This is a genomic window from uncultured Tateyamaria sp., from assembly GCF_947503385.1.
Classification (GTDB): Bacteria; Pseudomonadota; Alphaproteobacteria; order Rhodobacterales; family Rhodobacteraceae; genus Tateyamaria.
The window spans coordinates 248727-264999 of record NZ_CANNDO010000002.1 but is presented as its reverse complement, the minus strand read 5'-3'; the positions used below and the strand labels follow the sequence as shown (position 1 = coordinate 264999).

Genomic DNA, 16273 nt, shown 5'->3' with positions numbered 1-16273 from the left:
CCGATCAGGCGGCCGGTTGGGCCGCCTGCATGATCCGTGCCTCGCCTACGATGGCGATCAGAATATCGATGTGCCGCAACAGGTTATACGCAGATTCGTCTTCGATGCGCTGGGCGTTCAGCTCGGCCTCGATTTCCATCAAGCGCAGCAACGCCTGCGTATGGCGCGGCAGATTCCCATATCCCAGCAGCCGGGGCAGATGCGCGCCGCGGCGGTAGTCCTCGGCACCGATTCGGGCCGCCCGCATGAGCAGGCGAGGGCGGTGCAGGCTTTGCAGCATGGTCAGGACGTCTTGCATTTCTAAGCTCCACTTGGCGTGAGGCCAACCCGTCGCGGGCTGGTCGATGAGCCTTACCGTTACACAACTCTAGCGGGTGTTGCGTGTCGCCGCGAAGGGGCGTCCGCTGGTTTAGCAAGTGTTTATCTTTTGGAAACAATGCTGCTGGGACCGACGATTGTTAACTTATGGGTAACCAATGCATCCTTAGGTTGTGTGGACAAATTGTGGATAAAGCCGGGACAACTGGCAGGTCTGAAGGACGGAAATGGACATGATGCTGCACAGAAATGGTGCACAACCCGGATTGGCGGGTTTGCCCGGATGGGTGCCGCCTGCGGCACGCAACTACCTTGCCCATACAGAGGCGGGGTTCCCGATCCGGGAACTGGCCCGGCAGACGGGGTGCCATGCCTCTACCGTTCTGCGCCAGATCCGGCGGTTTGAAACCCGCCGTGATGATCCCCTGATCGACGCCGTTCTGCGCAAGTTGGGCACCGGTATGAAAGAACGGTCGTCGGTTTCGCCGTACACGCAGCAAAAGGACACGAGCCCCATGCACGCCGCCAAACAAGACATCGCCCCCGACAGCGCCTTGTTCGAACAGGAGGCGCAGCGCATCTTGCGCCGCCTGTGCGAAAAGGGCGCGGTGCTGGCTGTGGCCATCGATATGGAAAAAGCGGTTGTGGTGCGGGACGGCGCTGCCGGGGCCAGCACGCGCACTGCGGTGGTCGACCGGCAAGTGGCCGAGGCCATGGCGTTACAGGAATGGATCAGCGCAGAGACCGCCGGTCGGATCACGCGGTACAAGATCACCGGAACGGGCCGCACCGCGCTGAACGAGATGATGGACGGTACAGAAGACACGGCGCGCGGCATGGCCGAGGCGGCGGCACCCTTTGCCGAACAGCACCGCAACTGGGGCGAGCGCGATGTGCGCGATCCCGATACCGGGCAAAGCCGTCGCGTGCGTTACAACATGTCCGAATCCCCCCTGACCGCGTTGGCGCGGCGGCGGGACCGCGATGGCTCGCCCTTTCTGAGCGATGATCTGGTCAATGCCGGTGAGCGTCTGCGGGAGGATTTCGAACTGGCCCAGATGGGGCCACGCGTGTCACAGAATTGGGATCGGTTCCTGACGGGCGGCGCGCGCGGCGGCTTTGCCGCAGACAGCGGCGTGGGCAGCGGCCCGGATGCGGCCCGCCGCCGGGTGGGTGATGCGCTCAGCGATCTGGGGCCGGGTCTGTCGGATGTGGTATTGCGCTGCTGCTGCTTTCTTGAAGGGCTGGAATCCACAGAAAAGCGGCTGGGCTGGTCGGCCCGGTCGGGCAAGATCGTGCTGCGCATCGCGCTGATGCGGCTCAAGCAGCACTACGAAGAGACGACCGGACCCGGGGGCGGCCTGATCGGCTGACCTTTCCACGGTTCGGACAGATGGCGTCGCGCTTCCTCCCCGCGACGCCATCTTTTTCGCGGTATCCGGGGCGTGTGCCACGGATCGGCGCATAGCGGCTTTGCACCGCAGGGTATTTTCCGCCGCACAGACTATGTTACAATTGGTTTAACGCTGAACCATTTTGTGGACACTGCGATGCGCGATCTGAAAATACCAGAGCAACGGCACCCCGAAAAGGCGCGCCGCCCGGACAATCCGCAGCCGAAAAAGCCGGATTGGATCAGGGTAAAGGCCCCGGTGAGCCAAGGCTACAAGGACACGCACAAGATCATGCGCGACAATGGCCTTGTTACCGTCTGCGAAGAGGCGGGCTGCCCCAATGTCGGTGAATGCTGGAGCCAGGGCCACGCCACCATGATGATCATGGGCGAGGTCTGCACACGGGCCTGCACGTTTTGTAACATTGCCACCGGCAAACCGCCCGAGGACCTCGACGTGTTCGAACCGGGCCGCGTCGCCCACGCCGTGGAAAAGCTGGGGCTGAACCATGTGGTCATCACGTCGGTGGACCGCGACGATATCGAGGACGGCGGCGCTGATCATTTTGCCCAGACCATCCGCGCAATCCGGCACCGCAGCCCCAACACCACCATCGAAATCCTGACCCCGGACTTTATCCGTTGCGACCCGTCTGTGCTGGAGGTCGTGGTCGAAGCGCGGCCCGATGTGTTCAATCACAATCTGGAAACCGTGCCAGGCCTGTACCCAGAGGTGCGGCCCGGCGCGCGCTATTTCCATTCGCTGCGCCTGCTGCAAAGAGTCAAGGAACTGGACCCGATGATGTTCACCAAGTCGGGCATTATGGTCGGGCTGGGTGAGGACAAACAGGCGGTGGTGCAAGTGATGGACGACATGCGCGCCGCCGATATCGATTTTCTGACCATTGGCCAATATTTGCAGCCCACGCCCAAACACCACCGCGTCGATCGTTTCGTGACGCCAGAAGAGTTCTCGGCCTACGAAAAGGCCGCCTATGGCAAAGGCTTCCTGATGGTCAGCGCAACGCCTCTGACCCGTTCGTCATATCATGCGGGTGATGATTTCGCCAAAATGCGGGCCGCACGGCAGGGCAAAACCGCGCGCGGCTGAGCCGGACAGAGTGCGCTCCGGCCAAAAAATACAACCCATGGTGGTGTAAGTTTGCGTTGACACTTCCGGTCCCGCGGATGACCATAAACCCACGTGCTTCAGCGGCACTGGGGGTGCGCCGAATGGCCGATGTGACACACATCAGATCAACGCTGGAACAGATCGTCCTTGACCTGAACCCGGCAGAACATAGCGTTGCGATAGCGCATTTGCGGGACGCACTTGCGGCGATTGACGCCGTGGAGGGCGGTGATCCGACGAAATACGCGCTGCATGATGCGTTGGTGCAGGGCGAAACCGTCGGCAACGTCACGCGGCGTCTGTTCAGGTAAACCGCACTTTGCCGATAAAGGGCAGGTTGCGATTGCGCTGCGCGTAATCAATTCCGTAACCCACCACAAATTCATCAGGAATTTCGAAACCGGTCCAATCGGCCTTGAACGACAGTTCGCGCCGCGCCGGTTTGTCCAGCAAGGCGATGGTCTTGAGCCGCCGGGGCTTGCGCGAGGCAAGCAGTGTGCTGACGTGATGCATGGTGTGGCCTGTGTCTACGATGTCTTCGACCACCAGCACGTCGCGGGCTTCAATTGCGCCACGCAAGTCCTTGAGAATGCGGACTTCCCTGCTGGATTCGGTGCTGTCGCCGTAGGATGACGCCTCAAGAAAATCAACCTCGATCGGCAGGTCCAGTTCCCGCACAAGATCAGCGATAAAAACAAAGGAGCCGCGCAAAAGGCCCACCACGACCAGTTTGTCCGTGCCCTCAAACTCGGCTTCGATCTCGCGGGCCAGCGCTTCGATCCGGGCGGCAATCGCCTTGGCCGAGATCATCTGGTCTATGACATATGGCCGCTGTGCCATGGCACCCCCCTTGATTTCACACCGTTTGCGCGACACATCGCACGGCACCTGTCCTAAACCCATAGCGTGATGCCGACCCATTCCGAAACCCGCTTCCTGCCTTACACACCGCAACAGATGTATGATCTGGTGGCGGATGTGGCGTCTTATCCTCAGTTCTTGCCGTGGTGTGCCGCAGCCCGCGTGCGCCAGATCACGCCTAGGGATGACCATGAGGTGATGGAGGCGGACCTTGTCATCAGCTTCAAAGTGTTCCGCGAACGGTTCGGGTCGCGCGTTGTGCTGTATCCCGGCACGCACCGGATCGAGACAGAGTATCTTGACGGTCCATTCCGTTACATGAAGTCAAACTGGGCCTTTTCCGAAGCGGAAGGCGGCTGCAACGTGACATTTTTTGTGGATTTCGAGTTCAAGAACGCGATCCTGCAAGGCATCATTGGCGTTGTGTTCAACGAAGCGATGCAGCGCATTGTGCGCGCGTTCGAACGGCGGGCCGCAGCGCTTTACGGGTGAGGGGCGGCCTTTTGGCGGGCCGACCCTTCGGGGAGGATTTTTTGGGACAGAGACGGGGTGGGATCACCGCGCTGTTGCAAGACTATGCGCAGGCGGAGACGCGGGCGCCCGAGCGGGCGGTCATGCGGCTGTCGGTGCTTGATTGGGCGGTGTGTGGCATGGCGGGCCGGGCCGAGGGCGGTTTTGACACATGGGCGAACACGCTGACAGGGCAGGGACCGTGCACGCGGTTTGATGGGCGCACGAGCGACGCAGCGGACGCGGCGCTGGTCAACGGCACGCTGTCGCACGCCTTGGACTACGACGATACGCATTTTGCACATATCGGGCATCCGTCGGTGGTTGTCGTCTCCGCCGCATTGGCCATCGCAGAGGCGCGCGGCGTGTCGATGTCCGCAATGATTGATGCAGCCTTGGTGGGGGCAGAGGCGTCGGTTGCCGTTGGCCTATGGCTGGGCCGGGGGCATTATCAGGTGGGCTATCACCAGACTGCGACCGCCGGGACCTTTGGCGCGACGATTGCCGCGGGTCGGCTGATGGCGCTCGGGGATGAACGGATGCGCCGTGCGCTGGGGCTGGCGTCGACCATGGCGTCGGGGCTCAAATCGCAGTTCGGGACAATGGGCAAGCCGCTCAATGCCGGGTTGGCGGCGCGGGCCGGGGTGGAAGCGGCGCAATGGGCGGCGGCGGGCATGACGTCTGCTGCCGATGGGCTGGACGGCCCGCTCGGCTTTGGCGAGACGCATCACGGAGCGGGAGATGATGTGCCCTTTGCCTGGCGTATGTGTGACGTGTCGCACAAATTTCACGCCTGTTGCCACGGGTTGCACGCGACGCTGGAGGCGTTGGCGCAGGTCGAGGGTTTGCGGGTGGCAGACATGGTGCGTATCGAGACGCATCCGCGCTGGCTGTCTGTTTGCAACAAGCCCGATCCAACCACCGGGCTTGAGGCAAAGTTCAGCTACGCCCATGTGGCTGCAATGGCTGCACATGGGATCAGAACAGCGAACATAGCGCAATTTACCGATGCCTGCGCGCGAGATCCGGACCTTGTGGCGTGGCGCAAGCGTGTTGCGGTGGTCGGGGATCCAACCCTGTCGGAGATGCAGGCCCGCGTGACGGTTGGCGACGCGATCATCACCACGGACTTGGCTGCGACCGATCCCGCCACACGGGCAGACCGGTGCCAGCAAAAAGCCCGCGCGCTGGTGGGCGCACGGGCGGATGATCTGTGGCAGGCCATCGAGGGTGATGACCTAACGCGTTTCGCTCAGCTGCTGACGTCGTAGGCGCGTTCGCCATGCACGGCGAGGTCGAGGCCATTTGTCTCGGTTTCTTCGTCGACGCGCAGCGGCGTGATGGCCTTGACCACAAAGATCAGGACGACGGTCACAACCACGGTGAACACGCCGACGATGACCAGCGATCCAAGCTGTGCGGCCCATGCGCCTGCGCCAAACACTGCGATCATGACCGTGCCAAAGATGCCGCCGACGCCATGCACGGCGAACACATCCAGCGTGTCGTCTATTTTCAGCACGTTGCGGATCAGCACGACCGCCTCTTGGCACAGGATACCCGCGACCGCGCCGATGATCAGCGCCTCGATCGGACCGACAAAGCCGGAGGCTGGCGTGATGGAGGCGAGGCCCGCGATGGTGCCGGTGACCATGCCCACGAGAGAGGCTTTGCCAAACTTGATCTTTTCCCACAGCGCCCAAGTGAGCGACGCGGTGGCCGCAGAGATATGCGTGACGGTCAGCGCCATGGCCGCGCCGCCATCGGCGGCCAGTTGCGACCCGCCATTGAAGCCAAACCAGCCGACCCAAAGCAGCGCCGCACCCATCATCACCATGCCGGGATTGTGTGGCGGCACGGTTTGGTTTTTGCGCGGCCCAAGGAAGACGGCCAACACCAGCGCAGCAAGGCCCGCCGTTTCATGCACCACAATGCCGCCCGCGAAGTCTTTGACGCCGGTTTCCCCAAAGATGCCACCATCAGCCAGCATTCCGCCGCCCCAGACCCAATGGACCACCGGCGCATAGCACAAGAGCATCCAGAGCCCTGAAAACAGCAGTACAAAGCCAAAACCAACACGTTCCACATACGCACCCACGATCAGCGCGGGCGTAATGATGGCGAATGTCATCTGGAACGCAAAGAACAACACTTCGGGCAGGGTGCCGCTGAGGCTGTCAGCGGTCACGCCGCTCAGCAGCAATTTGTCGAGGCCGCCCCAATATCCGCTGTCACCGCCGCCAAAGGCGATGGAATAGCCCAGCACGAACCACAGCACGCTCATCAGGCACGCGATGGCATAGCAGTGCATGAACACGCTCAGCACGTTGCGGGCGCGCACAAGGCCCCCATAAAAAAGCGCAAGGCCCGGCAGCGTCATCAGCAGCACCAGTGCAGTTGCCACGATGATCCAGGCGGTATCGGCTCCGTTCATTGTCCCCTCCCGTTTTGGGTTCTTGGTCTGTTGCACGGCGCTGTGGCGGAGGTCACATGCGGAAAAAAGAGGCAACAGCCCGCGGGGCGGGTTGTTTTGTGGGCAAATTGCAAAATGATGAAAATTTGTGCGCTTTGCGCGGCGTGATGCTGTAAATTTAGTCGCGGCGCAAAGCGGCGCTGAGCAGCGACAGGGCGTGATTGCAGGCCGCTTGTCGCACCGCGTCGCGCCCCAATGCGCCGAATTCCACGGTTTCGGTTTGCGTGCCATCAGGGGTTGCGATGCCAAAGCACACACGGCCTTCGGGCTTGTGTTCTGAACCACCTGGACCGGCGATACCCGTGATCGAGACGGCCAGTTGCACGGGCGCGTGGGCCAGCGCTCCGCTCGCCATTTCCGCGGCGACCGCTTCGCTCACGGCGCCGTAAGCGTCGAGTGTTGCCGGGCTGACCCCCACCAGATCGACCTTGGCCTGATTGGAATACGTGACAAACCCGCGCTCGACCACGGCGGACGATCCGGGGATATCCGTCAGTGCGGCGGCGACCATGCCACCTGTGCAGCTTTCGACCGTGGCGATCATGATACCTTGCGCCGCGGCGCGGTGCAGGATGTCGGCGGCGTGGGTCATCGCATCAGCACCCCGTGGGCGAGAGCGGCCATCGCGATCACGCCCACAGCGGCAAAAACCCCGGCAATCACATCGTCGAGCATCACGCCAAGCGCGTCGCCCCGCCGGTCGGCCCAGCCCACCAGCCATGGTTTCCAGATGTCGAACAGACGAAAGAGCACAAAGGCGGACACCCAACCGGGCCACAGATCAAGAATATCCAGCCCGCGTGTGCTTGCCGCATAGGACAGCGGAAACAGGGCGATCCACTGGCCTGCCACCTCGTCCACAACAATTTCGGACGGGTCGTGGTCGTCGCTGCCGCGTGTGATTTGCGCCGTGGCCCACCATCCCATGACAAAAACCAGACCCGCGGCTGCCAGAAACAGGGGAAAGCCGCCCACGACATGGATCACCCACGCCACGGGCAACGCAACGGCGGAACCCCACGTGCCCGGTGCAGGGCGCAGGTTGCCCACGCCGCAGACCGTGCCAATGGCGCGCGCGATCATGCGCCCAACAGGGCGGCTGTGGCGATGCAGGCGATGCCTTCGCCGCGCCCGGTAAAGCCCAGCTTTTCGCTTGTGGTCGCCTTGATGGACACACGGCCCGCGTCAATGCCCGCAATATCCGCGACCCGCACACGCATCCCGGCGGCATGTGGCCCGATTTTGGGAAACTCGCAGATCAGCGTGCAGTCGATGTTTTGCACGATAAACCCCATTTCGGCTGCCAGATCGACAGCGTGGCGCAGGAAAATATGGCTTTCCGCGCCCTTCCATTTGGGGTCAGTCGGGGGGAAATGCGTGCCGATGTCGCCTTGGGCCACGGCACCATAAATCGCATCGGTGATCGTGTGCAGGCCCACATCAGCGTCCGAATGCCCAACGAGGCCTTGGGTGAACGGCACTTTAACCCCGCACAGCATCACGTGATCGCCCGGTCCAAACGCATGAACGTCGAACCCATTCCCCAGCCTAATGTCCATTCCGCCCCCACAGCAGCCGTTCCGCCCGTGCAAAATCGCCGGGCATGGTGATCTTTATGTTGTCTTCGTCCCCCGGCACAATGGCGACGTTCAGGCCATAGGCGCGTGCGACTTCCACATCATCGGCAGCACCGCCTGCGTGCGCCGCATGTGCAGCCCGGATGGCATTCAGTGCAAATCCCTGTGGCGTTTGCGCGCGGTAAAGGCCGCTCCGGTCCCGTGTTCCGGTGACAATGCCGTCGGCCCCCATCCACAGCGCGTCTGTAACGGGCAGCGCAGGGGCTGCACCGTCATGGGACATAAGCGCCTCCAGCACCGCATCAATGACGGCACCTGCGACCAGCGGGCGGGCGACGTCGTGGATCAGCACCCGGTCGCAGCCCGTGACCGCATCTATCCCGGCCCGCACCGACGCGGCCCGGTCCGCGCCGCCCGGCACGATCTGCACGCCACCCGTATCCAGTGCCGCCAGCCTGTCCGCATCGTCGGGATGCGTGACCAGAACGATTTGCGAGATCGCCGCGTGGCGGCGGAACACGTCAAGCGTATGGGCAATCACCGGTTGCCCCGCCAGCTGGTGCCACTGCTTTGGGGCGTCACCGCCCGCGCGTGTGCCGCGCCCGGCGGCCACGATCACGGCGGCGGCACTGTGTGCATCTGGGCCTGAACGGGTCATGGCACTTGCATAGGCACTGGGGTCTGCGCTGTCCATGGGCGTGGGAGTTGCCTATATTTTAGGCAAACGCAATTTGATGCAGCGCTGTTGGGGGCTGCTTTCATTGAGCAAAACGTCCGGCTCCTATAGCCCGGATAACAGCACAAGGATTAAGCACGCCCGCATGAACCGCTTTCCCCTCGACATGGCCGCACCCGTGATGCTGGCACCCATGGCCGGAATCACCGACCTGCCGTTTCGCACCATCGTGTCCGAGTTCGGCGCGGGTCTTGTCGTGTCGGAAATGGTGGCAAGCCACGACATGCTCAACGCACGTCCCGGCAGCCGCGAAAAGGCCGAACTGGGTCTGGGAGCCGCAGGCACAGCCGTGCAGCTTGCCGGGCGCGAGCCGCTGCCCATGGCAGAGGCCGCGCGCATGGTGGCCGGACAGGGCGCGCGGGTGATCGACATCAACATGGGGTGCCCCGCCAAAAAGGTGGTAAACGGCTATTCCGGCTCGGCCTTGATGCGCGAGCCGGATCACGCGCTGCGCCTGATTGATGCGGTGGTGGGCGCGGTCGACATCCCCGTGACGCTGAAGACGCGGCTGGGCTGGGATGATGCGCTGATGAACGCGCCCGAAATTGCGGCACGGGCCGAGGCGGCAGGCATCCGCCAGATCGTGATCCATGGCCGGACACGCTGCCAGTTTTACAAAGGGCGCGCAAACTGGACAGCAATCCGCGCAGTCAAAGAGGCTGTGCACATCCCCGTCATCGCCAATGGCGATATTGTCGATGCCGAAACAGCGCGCAGCGCCTTGGCACAGTCCGGGGCGGACGGCGTCATGATTGGCAGGGGCGCGCAAGGACAGCCGTGGCTGTTGGCACAGGTCGCGCACACGCTCTATGGCACACCTGCGCCGGAAGTGCCCAAGGGGGACGCTCTGGCGACGCTGGTCCTGCGTCACTACGAGGATATGCTGCGCTTTTACGGCGAACCGCTGGGTCTGCGCGTCGCGCGCAAGCATTTGGGCTGGTACATGGATCACGCGGGCACACCACCGGCGCTGCGGCGCGCGGTTCTGACCGCCAAGACACCCAAGGAGGCCATGGACCTGCTGCCGCGTGCCCTGATGCCGGATGCCGGGATGGCGGCGGCATGACAGCGGTTGGCGATCTCTGGGCCTCATTGCCAGTGCCAACCATTGTGATTGGACCGGGCGATGAAATTGTCGACATCAACTCGGCCGCCGAAGGGTTCTTTAACGCCTCGGCCAAATCCATGATCGGCCTGCCGCTCTGGGACCAATTGGCCGTCGATGCACCTCTGGAGGACAGTCTGGCGCGCGCCCGCAAGAACGGCACGCCGCTGTTTGTGAACGATGTCGATGTGGGCAACGGCCAGCGCCCGCCGCTGCAATGCGCCTTGCAGATTGCCCCGCTTCAGGGGGCCGCCGATCACATGGTGATGATGATTTCCCCGCGCGAACTGGCGGGGCGCATGACACAGAACCATTCGGTCAAATCCGCCGCAAAGTCCGCCATTGGCATGGCGGAAATGCTCGCACACGAGATCAAGAACCCGCTCGCTGGGATCACCGGGGCTGCGCAATTGCTCAGTATGAACCTCAAGCCCGAGGACCTCGAACTGACCGACCTGATCGTCGAAGAGGGGCGGCGCATCGTCAAACTGCTGGAACAGGTCGAACAGTTCGGCAACCTGTCGCCCCCTGATTTGCAGGCGGTCAACATCCACGACGTTCTGGACCGGGCGCGCCGGTCGGCGCTGCTGGGGTTTGGGGCCAGCATGACCATTATCGAGGATTACGACCCCTCGCTGCCCTTGGCCTTTGGCGACCCGGACCAGTTGTTGCAGGTGGTTCTGAACCTGCTCAAGAACGCGTCCGAGGCGGCCGGGAACGCTGGCGGTACAATCCGGTTGCACAGCTATTTCGAACATTCCTTTCGCCTGCGCCGCGCCGATGGCAGCGGCCAGTCGCTGCCCTTGCAGATCGAGATCATCGACGATGGTCCGGGCCTGCCGGACGGCATCGCTGCTGATATCTTTGATCCGTTTGTATCGGGCAAGGAAAACGGCACCGGTCTGGGTCTGGCGCTGGTCAGCAAAATCATTTCGGACCATGGCGGCTGGATTTCCGTCACATCTGTACCGGGACGCACCGTGTTCCGCCTGTCACTGCCCCGCGCGCCCAAAAGCACGCTCCTTGCATCCAATTCGGAGGACTAACCCATGGACGGCACCATCCTTGTCGCCGATGACGACCGCACGATCCGCACCGTTCTGACGCAAGCCCTGACGCGGGCCGGGTGCAAGGTGCACGCGACCTCGTCGCTGACCACGCTCATGCGCTGGGTGGGGGAGGGCAAGGGCGATGTGGTGATCTCGGACGTCATGATGCCCGACGGCAACGGGCTGGAGATGTTGCCCAAGATTTCCGAGGACCGTCCGGGCCTGCCGGTGATCGTGATCAGCGCGCAGAACACGATCATGACCGCCATTCAGGCGGCGGAGGCCGAGGCCTATGACTACCTGCCCAAGCCGTTTGACCTGCCGGACCTGATGAAGCGCACCGCCAAGGCGTTGGAGTTGCGCGGGCAGTCGCGTGCGCCTGCGGTTGAGGATGAGCGCCCGGATGAGTTGCCGCTGGTGGGTCGCACGGCGATCATGCAGTCGCTCTACCGCGTGGTGGCGCGGGTGATGAACACCGATCTGCCGGTGCTGATCTGGGGCGAAAGCGGGACGGGAAAATCGCTGATCGCGCGGGCGATCCATGATTTTTCGGACCGGCGCACGCTGCCATTCGTCACCGTAACCGCCGCTGATCTACAGGACCTCGAAGGGCCTGCGCGGGTGATGAGCCGGGTCAAGGGGGGCACGCTGCTGATCGACGAGATCAGCGATATCCCCGAAGAACTACAAGCCCGCATCGTGCGCATGATGGACACGCCGGGCGAATACGTGCCCCGTTTTCTCGCCACCAGCCAATCCGACCTGACCGCCGCGATGGAGGCGGGGCAAGTGCGCAAGGACCTTTATTACCGCCTGTCCGGTGCCACGCTGAACGTGCCTGCGCTGCGCGAGCGGGTGGATGATATTCCTGTCCTGACCGAGCATTTTCTGGCGCGCGGCGAAAAGTCGGGGCAGGCGCACCGGGTGCTGTCCGAACCTGCGGCGGAGATATTCCGCACCTACAGCTGGCCCGGCAACGTGCGGCAGTTGGAAAACGCGGTGCGGCGCCTTGGCCTGACCAGCCGCGCGCCCGAAATATCCGCCACCGAGGTCGAACAGGTGCTGGGCAACCAGCCCGAACTGGAGCCGATGCGGTCTGGCGGTGACACCGAGAAGCTGGGCGCATCGGTGGCACGTCACCTCAAGCGGTATTTCGATCTGCACGGCAACATGTTGCCGCCCCCGGGCCTCTATCAACGCATTCTGCGCGAGGTCGAAGCGCCACTGATCGAGATTGCATTGGATGCCACCGGCGGAAATCAGGCGAAATGCGCGGATTTGCTTGGGATCAACCGCAATACTCTGCGCAAGAAAATCACCGATCTCGATATAGAGGTGACACGGCGACGCAAGTTGATGTAATACTGCCACACAACCCGTGGCATTCGCGCCGCAAGGGCGCGGGTGATCACTGGATATGGCGGTAAGGCGCAGTAAGCGCCACATCATCGAGGGCGTGCCACGTGGCATCTACGACACGAACCTCCCTGTGGGTGAGTTTCGGACGTTTGCGTCGCAGACGACGGCTGCGCAACGCCGCCACGTTCTTTATCGCGGTGATGGGGCCGGTGCTGGCGCTGGCCACGTTCCTCGTTCTTGGCCCGTTTGATCAGGGCGCTTCGGCGTTGTCGCTGCGCCTCGTTCTGTTGGCAGACCTCGTCTATGTGCTGGTTGTCGCGGCGGTTGTGATGAGCCAAGTGGCGCGGCTGGTGGCTGCGCGCCGCGCCAAATCCGCCGGCAGCCGCCTGCATCTACGTCTGACCGCAGTGTTTGGCTTGCTGGCGCTGATCCCCACGGTGACGGTGGCGGTGTTTGCCGGACTGACGCTTAACATCGGTCTTGAGGGCTGGTTTTCGGACCGCGTCAGCCAAGTGGTCGGCAATTCGCTTGCCGCCGCACAGGCCTACAAGGAAGAGCAGCGCGAAGACCTAGCCGCCGACGCGCGCGCGCTGGCGCGCTACATCGATACGGTACGCGGTGCGCAGGTGGTGGGCGACCGCGAAGTGCTGACCGAAGGACAGTTGCAGGTCCAGCGCGGTCTGCGCGAGGCCTATATCATCGACGGCACCGGTGACATCCGCGCACGCGGCGACCGGTCCTATCTGTTCGACTACGAAGAACCCGCGCCAGAGGATTTCACCGCAGCCATCGAGGACGGTATTCAAATCCTTGAGGACTGGCCACAGAACGAATTTCGCGCGCTGGTGCCGCTCGCATCCTATGTGGACCGATTTCTATATGTCAGCCGCGATGTGGACGGCGAAATCCTGTCGCTGCTGGATGAAACGCAGGAAACCGTGCGTCTGTATCAACAGTTGGAAAGCGAGCGGGGGCGTGTCCTGTTCCAGTTTGGTCTGCTGTATCTGGGCTTTGCCGTCATCCTGATCCTTGCGGCCATCGCCTTGGGGCTGTGGTTTGCCGAACGGCTCAGCGGGCCGGTGGGGCGGCTCACCGGCGCGGCGCAGCGGGTCGGGTCCGGCGACCTTGACGTGCAGGTCCGCGAGGAGGAGGGCGATGATGAGATCGCCATGCTGGGCCGCTACTTCAACCAGATGACACGACAGCTGAAGGGGCAGCGCCAGACGCTGCTGGCCAACACCGAACAGATCGAACGGCGGCGGCGGCTCTTTGATTCTGTGCTCAGTTCCGTCACTTCGGGCGTGGTGGGGGTCGATCCGGCGGGCAAGGTGGCCTTTGCCAACCGTTCCGCCGAACGCCTGCTGGATTGGCAGGAGGACGCGCAGGAGGCGGTGCCGCTGGCGGTCGCTATCCCCGAGTTTGCGGCTCAGTTCGCGCTGCTCAAGGCCAGCCCGGAGGAGGTTGCCCAAAGCGAGGTCAAGGTGACGCGCAATGGCCGTCTTGAGAACCTGCTGGTGCGCATGGCGACGCGACGCAGTGCCGAAGGGCGGCTTGAAGGCTACGTGATTGCCTTTGATGACGTGACGGACCTTGTGTCGGCGCAGCGTATGGCGGCCTGGGGCGATGTGGCCCGTCGCATCGCACACGAGATCAAGAACCCGCTGACTCCGATTCAGCTGAGCGCAGAGCGGATCAAGCGCAAGTTCAGCCCCAAACTGGGCGAAGACAGCGATACCCTCGAACAGATGACCGGCGTGATCATTCGCCAGACTGGAGACTTGCGACGGATCGTGGACGAATTTTCCAAATTCGCCCGAATGCCGGAGCCGGAACGCAGCAGTCAGGACCTTGTCACGCTGGTGCGCGATGCCGTTGTGTTGCAGCGCGCGGGCCAGCCTGATGTTGAAATTGTGGACGATCTGCCTGCGCTGGATGTGCTGGCCGATGTGGATGCGACCATGATCAGTCAGGCGTTGACAAATTTGGTGAAGAACGCCGGAGAAGCCATTGAAACACTTAGGCAAAAGGGCGCACCGGTGGGCCATGTCCCGCGTATTGAGGTGCGGATGGACACCGGCCCGCGCGGCGCGCGTATCACCATCGCCGATAATGGCGTGGGCCTGCCCGAAGACCGGGCGCGGCTCTTTGAGCCATATGTGACGACCCGTGATGAGGGCACCGGCCTTGGCCTGCCCATCGTCAAGAAAATTATCGAAGAGCATGGGGGCACACTGACCCTCGAAGACGCGGCCCCCTTCGCGGGCCAAACCCATTTCGGTGCCATGGCGGTGATCACGCTGCCCCTGGCACCGGTGTTAGTTGAGCAGGAGCAAGCGGTATGAGCGATATTCTGATTGTAGATGATGAGCGCGATATTCGGGAACTGATTTCCGATATTCTGAAGGACGAAGGCTATGCCACCCGGCTTGCGGGGAATTCGGACGATGCGATGGGGGCAATCAATGCGGCGGAACCTGCGCTGATCATCCTCGACATCTGGCTCAAAGACAGCCGGATGGACGGGATCGACATTCTCAAGAGCGTCAAGCGGGACAACCCGGATGTGCCGGTCGTCATCATCTCTGGCCACGGCAATATCGAGATTGCGGTGGCGGCGATCAAACAGGGCGCCTACGACTTTATTGAAAAGCCGTTCAATATCGACCAACTGCTTGTCGTGATCCGGCGCGCGATGGAAACCTCGCGCCTGCGCCGCGAAAACCAGAGCCTGCGGCGTCCCGAGGCTGCGCCGGCGCAAATGATCGGGGCATCTGCCAGCTACCGTGCGCTGGTGTCGCAACTGGACAAGGTAACGAAGTCCAATGGCCGGGTGATGCTGACGGGGCCTGCGGGCTGCGGCAAAGAGGTGGCGGCGCGCTATATCCACGCGAATTCGAACCGGGCCGATGCGCCCTTTGTCACCGTGAACTGCGCCGGGGTCGAACCCGAACGCATGGAAGAGGTGCTGTTTGGCCGCGAAACCGCAGATCGCGGGGTGGAGCAGGGGTTGCTGGAACAGGCCCATGGTGGCGTCGTCTATTTCGACGAAGTCGCGGACATGCCCATCGGCACCCAATCCAAGATCCTGCGCGTGCTGGTCGATCAACAGTTTCAGCGCGTCGGCGGCGCGGACAAGGTGCGCGTGGATTTGCGGGTGATCTCGTCCACCAATCGGGACTTGGACGAGGCGATAGCCGCGCAAACCTTCCGCGAGGAACTGTATCACCGTCTGAACGTGGTGCCGATTGCCGTGCCCAGCCTTGAGGAACGGCGCGAGGATATTCCGGTGCTCGCCGCTCATTTCATTGACGAATTCAATGGGGCGCAGGGCCTGCCCAAGCGCGAGCTGAGCGACGATGCCTCGGCCCTATTGCAGACAATGGTGTGGCCGGGGAATGTCCGCCAGCTCAAGAACATGGTGGAACGGGTGCTGATCCTTGGCGACGGGACCGGACCGATTGAGGCGCGCGAACTGCCCGGACCGGCGGAGCCCGAGGCCGAAGAGGGCCGCGTTGTGCTGTCCGGTGCGCTGGCGACGCTGCCCCTGCGAGAGGCGCGCGAGGCGTTCGAGCGGGAGTACCTGCTGACCCAGATCAACCGTTTTGGCGGCAATATCAGCCGCACGGCGAATTTCGTCGGCATGGAACGCTCTGCGTTGCACCGCAAGCTGAAGTCGTTGGGCGTGGTGACCGCGTCCAAGGGTGGCGCACGGGTGGCGCAGGTCGAAGAAACGCCGCAGGCTGCAGAATAAGCGAAACCC

At 62.8% G+C, this 16273-nt stretch carries 17 protein-coding genes; 10 read left to right on the top strand and 7 right to left on the bottom strand.

Annotation, left to right across the window (positions count from 1 at the left end; translation table 11 throughout):
• Positions 1-4: 4 nt before the first annotated feature.
• Entirely contained in the window at positions 5-298 is a 294-nt protein-coding gene (locus tag Q1A85_RS07210; RefSeq protein WP_299686824.1) for a DUF6477 family protein, read from the bottom strand.
• Between the two features lie 253 nt (positions 299-551).
• On the opposite strand from Q1A85_RS07210, the gene Q1A85_RS07205 reads away from it, so the two are divergent.
• The 3 genes from Q1A85_RS07205 (at position 552) to Q1A85_RS07195 (ending at position 3154) form a co-directional block, all read left to right on the top strand.
• Positions 552-1691 (top strand): DUF6456 domain-containing protein, encoded by a 1140-nt coding sequence (locus Q1A85_RS07205; RefSeq protein ID WP_299686823.1) that lies wholly within the window; start codon positions 552-554, stop codon positions 1689-1691.
• A 141-nt stretch (positions 1692-1832) separates the two neighbouring features.
• The gene (gene lipA, locus Q1A85_RS07200; protein WP_299688546.1) at positions 1833-2822 is read left to right on the top strand and encodes a lipoyl synthase; all 990 of its coding nucleotides are present in this window, start codon (positions 1833-1835) and stop codon (positions 2820-2822) included.
• Positions 2823-2944: 122 nt separating this feature from the next.
• Complete coding sequence (locus Q1A85_RS07195) at positions 2945-3154, top strand: hypothetical protein (protein ID WP_299686822.1); 210 nt, start codon at positions 2945-2947, stop codon at positions 3152-3154.
• On the opposite strand, the gene hpt is transcribed toward Q1A85_RS07195, so the two are convergent.
• A complete protein-coding gene (gene hpt / locus Q1A85_RS07190) occupies positions 3147-3683 on the bottom strand; it encodes a hypoxanthine phosphoribosyltransferase (RefSeq protein WP_299686821.1) in 537 nt (178 codons plus the stop codon). The two genes, Q1A85_RS07195 and hpt, sit on opposite strands and share 8 nt — an antisense overlap.
• A gap of 69 nt (positions 3684-3752) precedes the next feature.
• On the opposite strand from hpt, the gene Q1A85_RS07185 reads away from it, so the two are divergent.
• Both Q1A85_RS07185 and Q1A85_RS07180 read left to right on the top strand, forming a co-directional pair.
• Positions 3753-4196: a type II toxin-antitoxin system RatA family toxin gene (locus Q1A85_RS07185; protein WP_299686819.1), complete on the top strand. Its 444-nt coding sequence runs from the start codon at positions 3753-3755 to the stop codon at positions 4194-4196.
• Positions 4197-4237: 41 nt separating this feature from the next.
• Entirely contained in the window at positions 4238-5485 is a 1248-nt protein-coding gene (locus tag Q1A85_RS07180; protein ID WP_299686817.1) for an MmgE/PrpD family protein, read from the top strand.
• Here the strand turns inward: Q1A85_RS07180 and Q1A85_RS07175 are convergent.
• The 5 genes from Q1A85_RS07175 to ispD all read right to left on the bottom strand — a co-directional run bounded on the left by Q1A85_RS07175 (position 5467) and on the right by ispD (position 8922).
• Positions 5467-6648 (bottom strand): ammonium transporter, encoded by a 1182-nt coding sequence (locus tag Q1A85_RS07175; protein WP_299686815.1) that lies wholly within the window; start codon positions 6646-6648, stop codon positions 5467-5469. The genes Q1A85_RS07180 and Q1A85_RS07175 overlap by 19 nt on opposite strands.
• 157 nt (positions 6649-6805) lie before the next feature.
• A complete protein-coding gene (locus Q1A85_RS07170; RefSeq protein WP_299686813.1) occupies positions 6806-7279 on the bottom strand; it encodes a CinA family protein in 474 nt (157 codons plus the stop codon).
• Entirely contained in the window at positions 7276-7770 is a 495-nt protein-coding gene (locus Q1A85_RS07165; protein WP_299686811.1) for a phosphatidylglycerophosphatase A, read from the bottom strand. Before Q1A85_RS07165 ends, Q1A85_RS07170 begins: the two co-directional genes overlap by 4 nt.
• Complete coding sequence (ispF, locus tag Q1A85_RS07160) at positions 7767-8246, bottom strand: 2-C-methyl-D-erythritol 2,4-cyclodiphosphate synthase (protein ID WP_299686809.1); 480 nt, start codon at positions 8244-8246, stop codon at positions 7767-7769. The genes Q1A85_RS07165 and ispF overlap by 4 nt, the downstream gene beginning before the upstream one ends.
• A complete protein-coding gene (gene ispD / locus Q1A85_RS07155; RefSeq protein WP_299686807.1) occupies positions 8236-8922 on the bottom strand; it encodes a 2-C-methyl-D-erythritol 4-phosphate cytidylyltransferase in 687 nt (228 codons plus the stop codon). The genes ispF and ispD overlap by 11 nt, the downstream gene beginning before the upstream one ends.
• 163 nt (positions 8923-9085) lie before the next feature.
• On the opposite strand from ispD, the gene dusB reads away from it, so the two are divergent.
• From dusB to Q1A85_RS07130, 5 genes are all read left to right on the top strand, one after another.
• Positions 9086-10066: a tRNA dihydrouridine synthase DusB gene (gene dusB, locus Q1A85_RS07150; protein ID WP_299686805.1), complete on the top strand. Its 981-nt coding sequence runs from the start codon at positions 9086-9088 to the stop codon at positions 10064-10066.
• Positions 10063-11151 carry an ATP-binding protein gene (locus Q1A85_RS07145; RefSeq protein ID WP_299686803.1) on the top strand — a complete coding sequence of 363 codons (1089 nt, stop codon included), beginning with the start codon at positions 10063-10065 and terminating at the stop codon, positions 11149-11151. Before dusB ends, Q1A85_RS07145 begins: the two co-directional genes overlap by 4 nt.
• A gap of 3 nt (positions 11152-11154) precedes the next feature.
• Positions 11155-12516 (top strand): response regulator, encoded by a 1362-nt coding sequence (locus tag Q1A85_RS07140; RefSeq protein ID WP_299686802.1) that lies wholly within the window; start codon positions 11155-11157, stop codon positions 12514-12516.
• A 101-nt stretch (positions 12517-12617) separates the two neighbouring features.
• The gene (locus Q1A85_RS07135; protein ID WP_366140568.1) at positions 12618-14855 is read left to right on the top strand and encodes a PAS domain-containing sensor histidine kinase; all 2238 of its coding nucleotides are present in this window, start codon (positions 12618-12620) and stop codon (positions 14853-14855) included.
• Complete coding sequence (locus tag Q1A85_RS07130; protein ID WP_299686801.1) at positions 14852-16264, top strand: sigma-54 dependent transcriptional regulator; 1413 nt, start codon at positions 14852-14854, stop codon at positions 16262-16264. Before Q1A85_RS07135 ends, Q1A85_RS07130 begins: the two co-directional genes overlap by 4 nt.
• Positions 16265-16273 lie beyond the last annotated feature (9 nt).

Excerpts from the sequence above, each read along its gene's own strand:
- Q1A85_RS07175 (WP_299686815.1), bottom strand. The coding sequence starts at position 6,648 with ATGAACGGAGCCGATACCGCCTGGATCATCGTGGCAACTGCACTGGTG.
- Q1A85_RS07205 (WP_299686823.1), top strand. The coding sequence starts at position 552 with ATGATGCTGCACAGAAATGGTGCACAACCCGGATTGGCGGGTTTGCCC.
- Q1A85_RS07145 (WP_299686803.1), top strand. The coding sequence starts at position 10,063 with ATGACAGCGGTTGGCGATCTCTGGGCCTCATTGCCAGTGCCAACCATT.
- Q1A85_RS07185 (WP_299686819.1), top strand. The coding sequence starts at position 3,753 with ATGCCGACCCATTCCGAAACCCGCTTCCTGCCTTACACACCGCAACAG.
- Q1A85_RS07195 (WP_299686822.1), top strand. The coding sequence starts at position 2,945 with ATGGCCGATGTGACACACATCAGATCAACGCTGGAACAGATCGTCCTT.
- Q1A85_RS07170 (WP_299686813.1), bottom strand. The coding sequence starts at position 7,279 with ATGACCCACGCCGCCGACATCCTGCACCGCGCCGCGGCGCAAGGTATC.
- Q1A85_RS07165 (WP_299686811.1), bottom strand. The coding sequence starts at position 7,770 with ATGATCGCGCGCGCCATTGGCACGGTCTGCGGCGTGGGCAACCTGCGC.
- Q1A85_RS07210 (WP_299686824.1), bottom strand. The coding sequence starts at position 298 with ATGCAAGACGTCCTGACCATGCTGCAAAGCCTGCACCGCCCTCGCCTG.
- Q1A85_RS07130 (WP_299686801.1), top strand. The coding sequence starts at position 14,852 with ATGAGCGATATTCTGATTGTAGATGATGAGCGCGATATTCGGGAACTG.
- dusB (WP_299686805.1), top strand. The coding sequence starts at position 9,086 with ATGAACCGCTTTCCCCTCGACATGGCCGCACCCGTGATGCTGGCACCC.
- ispD (WP_299686807.1), bottom strand. The coding sequence starts at position 8,922 with ATGACCCGTTCAGGCCCAGATGCACACAGTGCCGCCGCCGTGATCGTG.
- ispF (WP_299686809.1), bottom strand. The coding sequence starts at position 8,246 with ATGGACATTAGGCTGGGGAATGGGTTCGACGTTCATGCGTTTGGACCG.
- Q1A85_RS07140 (WP_299686802.1), top strand. The coding sequence starts at position 11,155 with ATGGACGGCACCATCCTTGTCGCCGATGACGACCGCACGATCCGCACC.
- hpt (WP_299686821.1), bottom strand. The coding sequence starts at position 3,683 with ATGGCACAGCGGCCATATGTCATAGACCAGATGATCTCGGCCAAGGCG.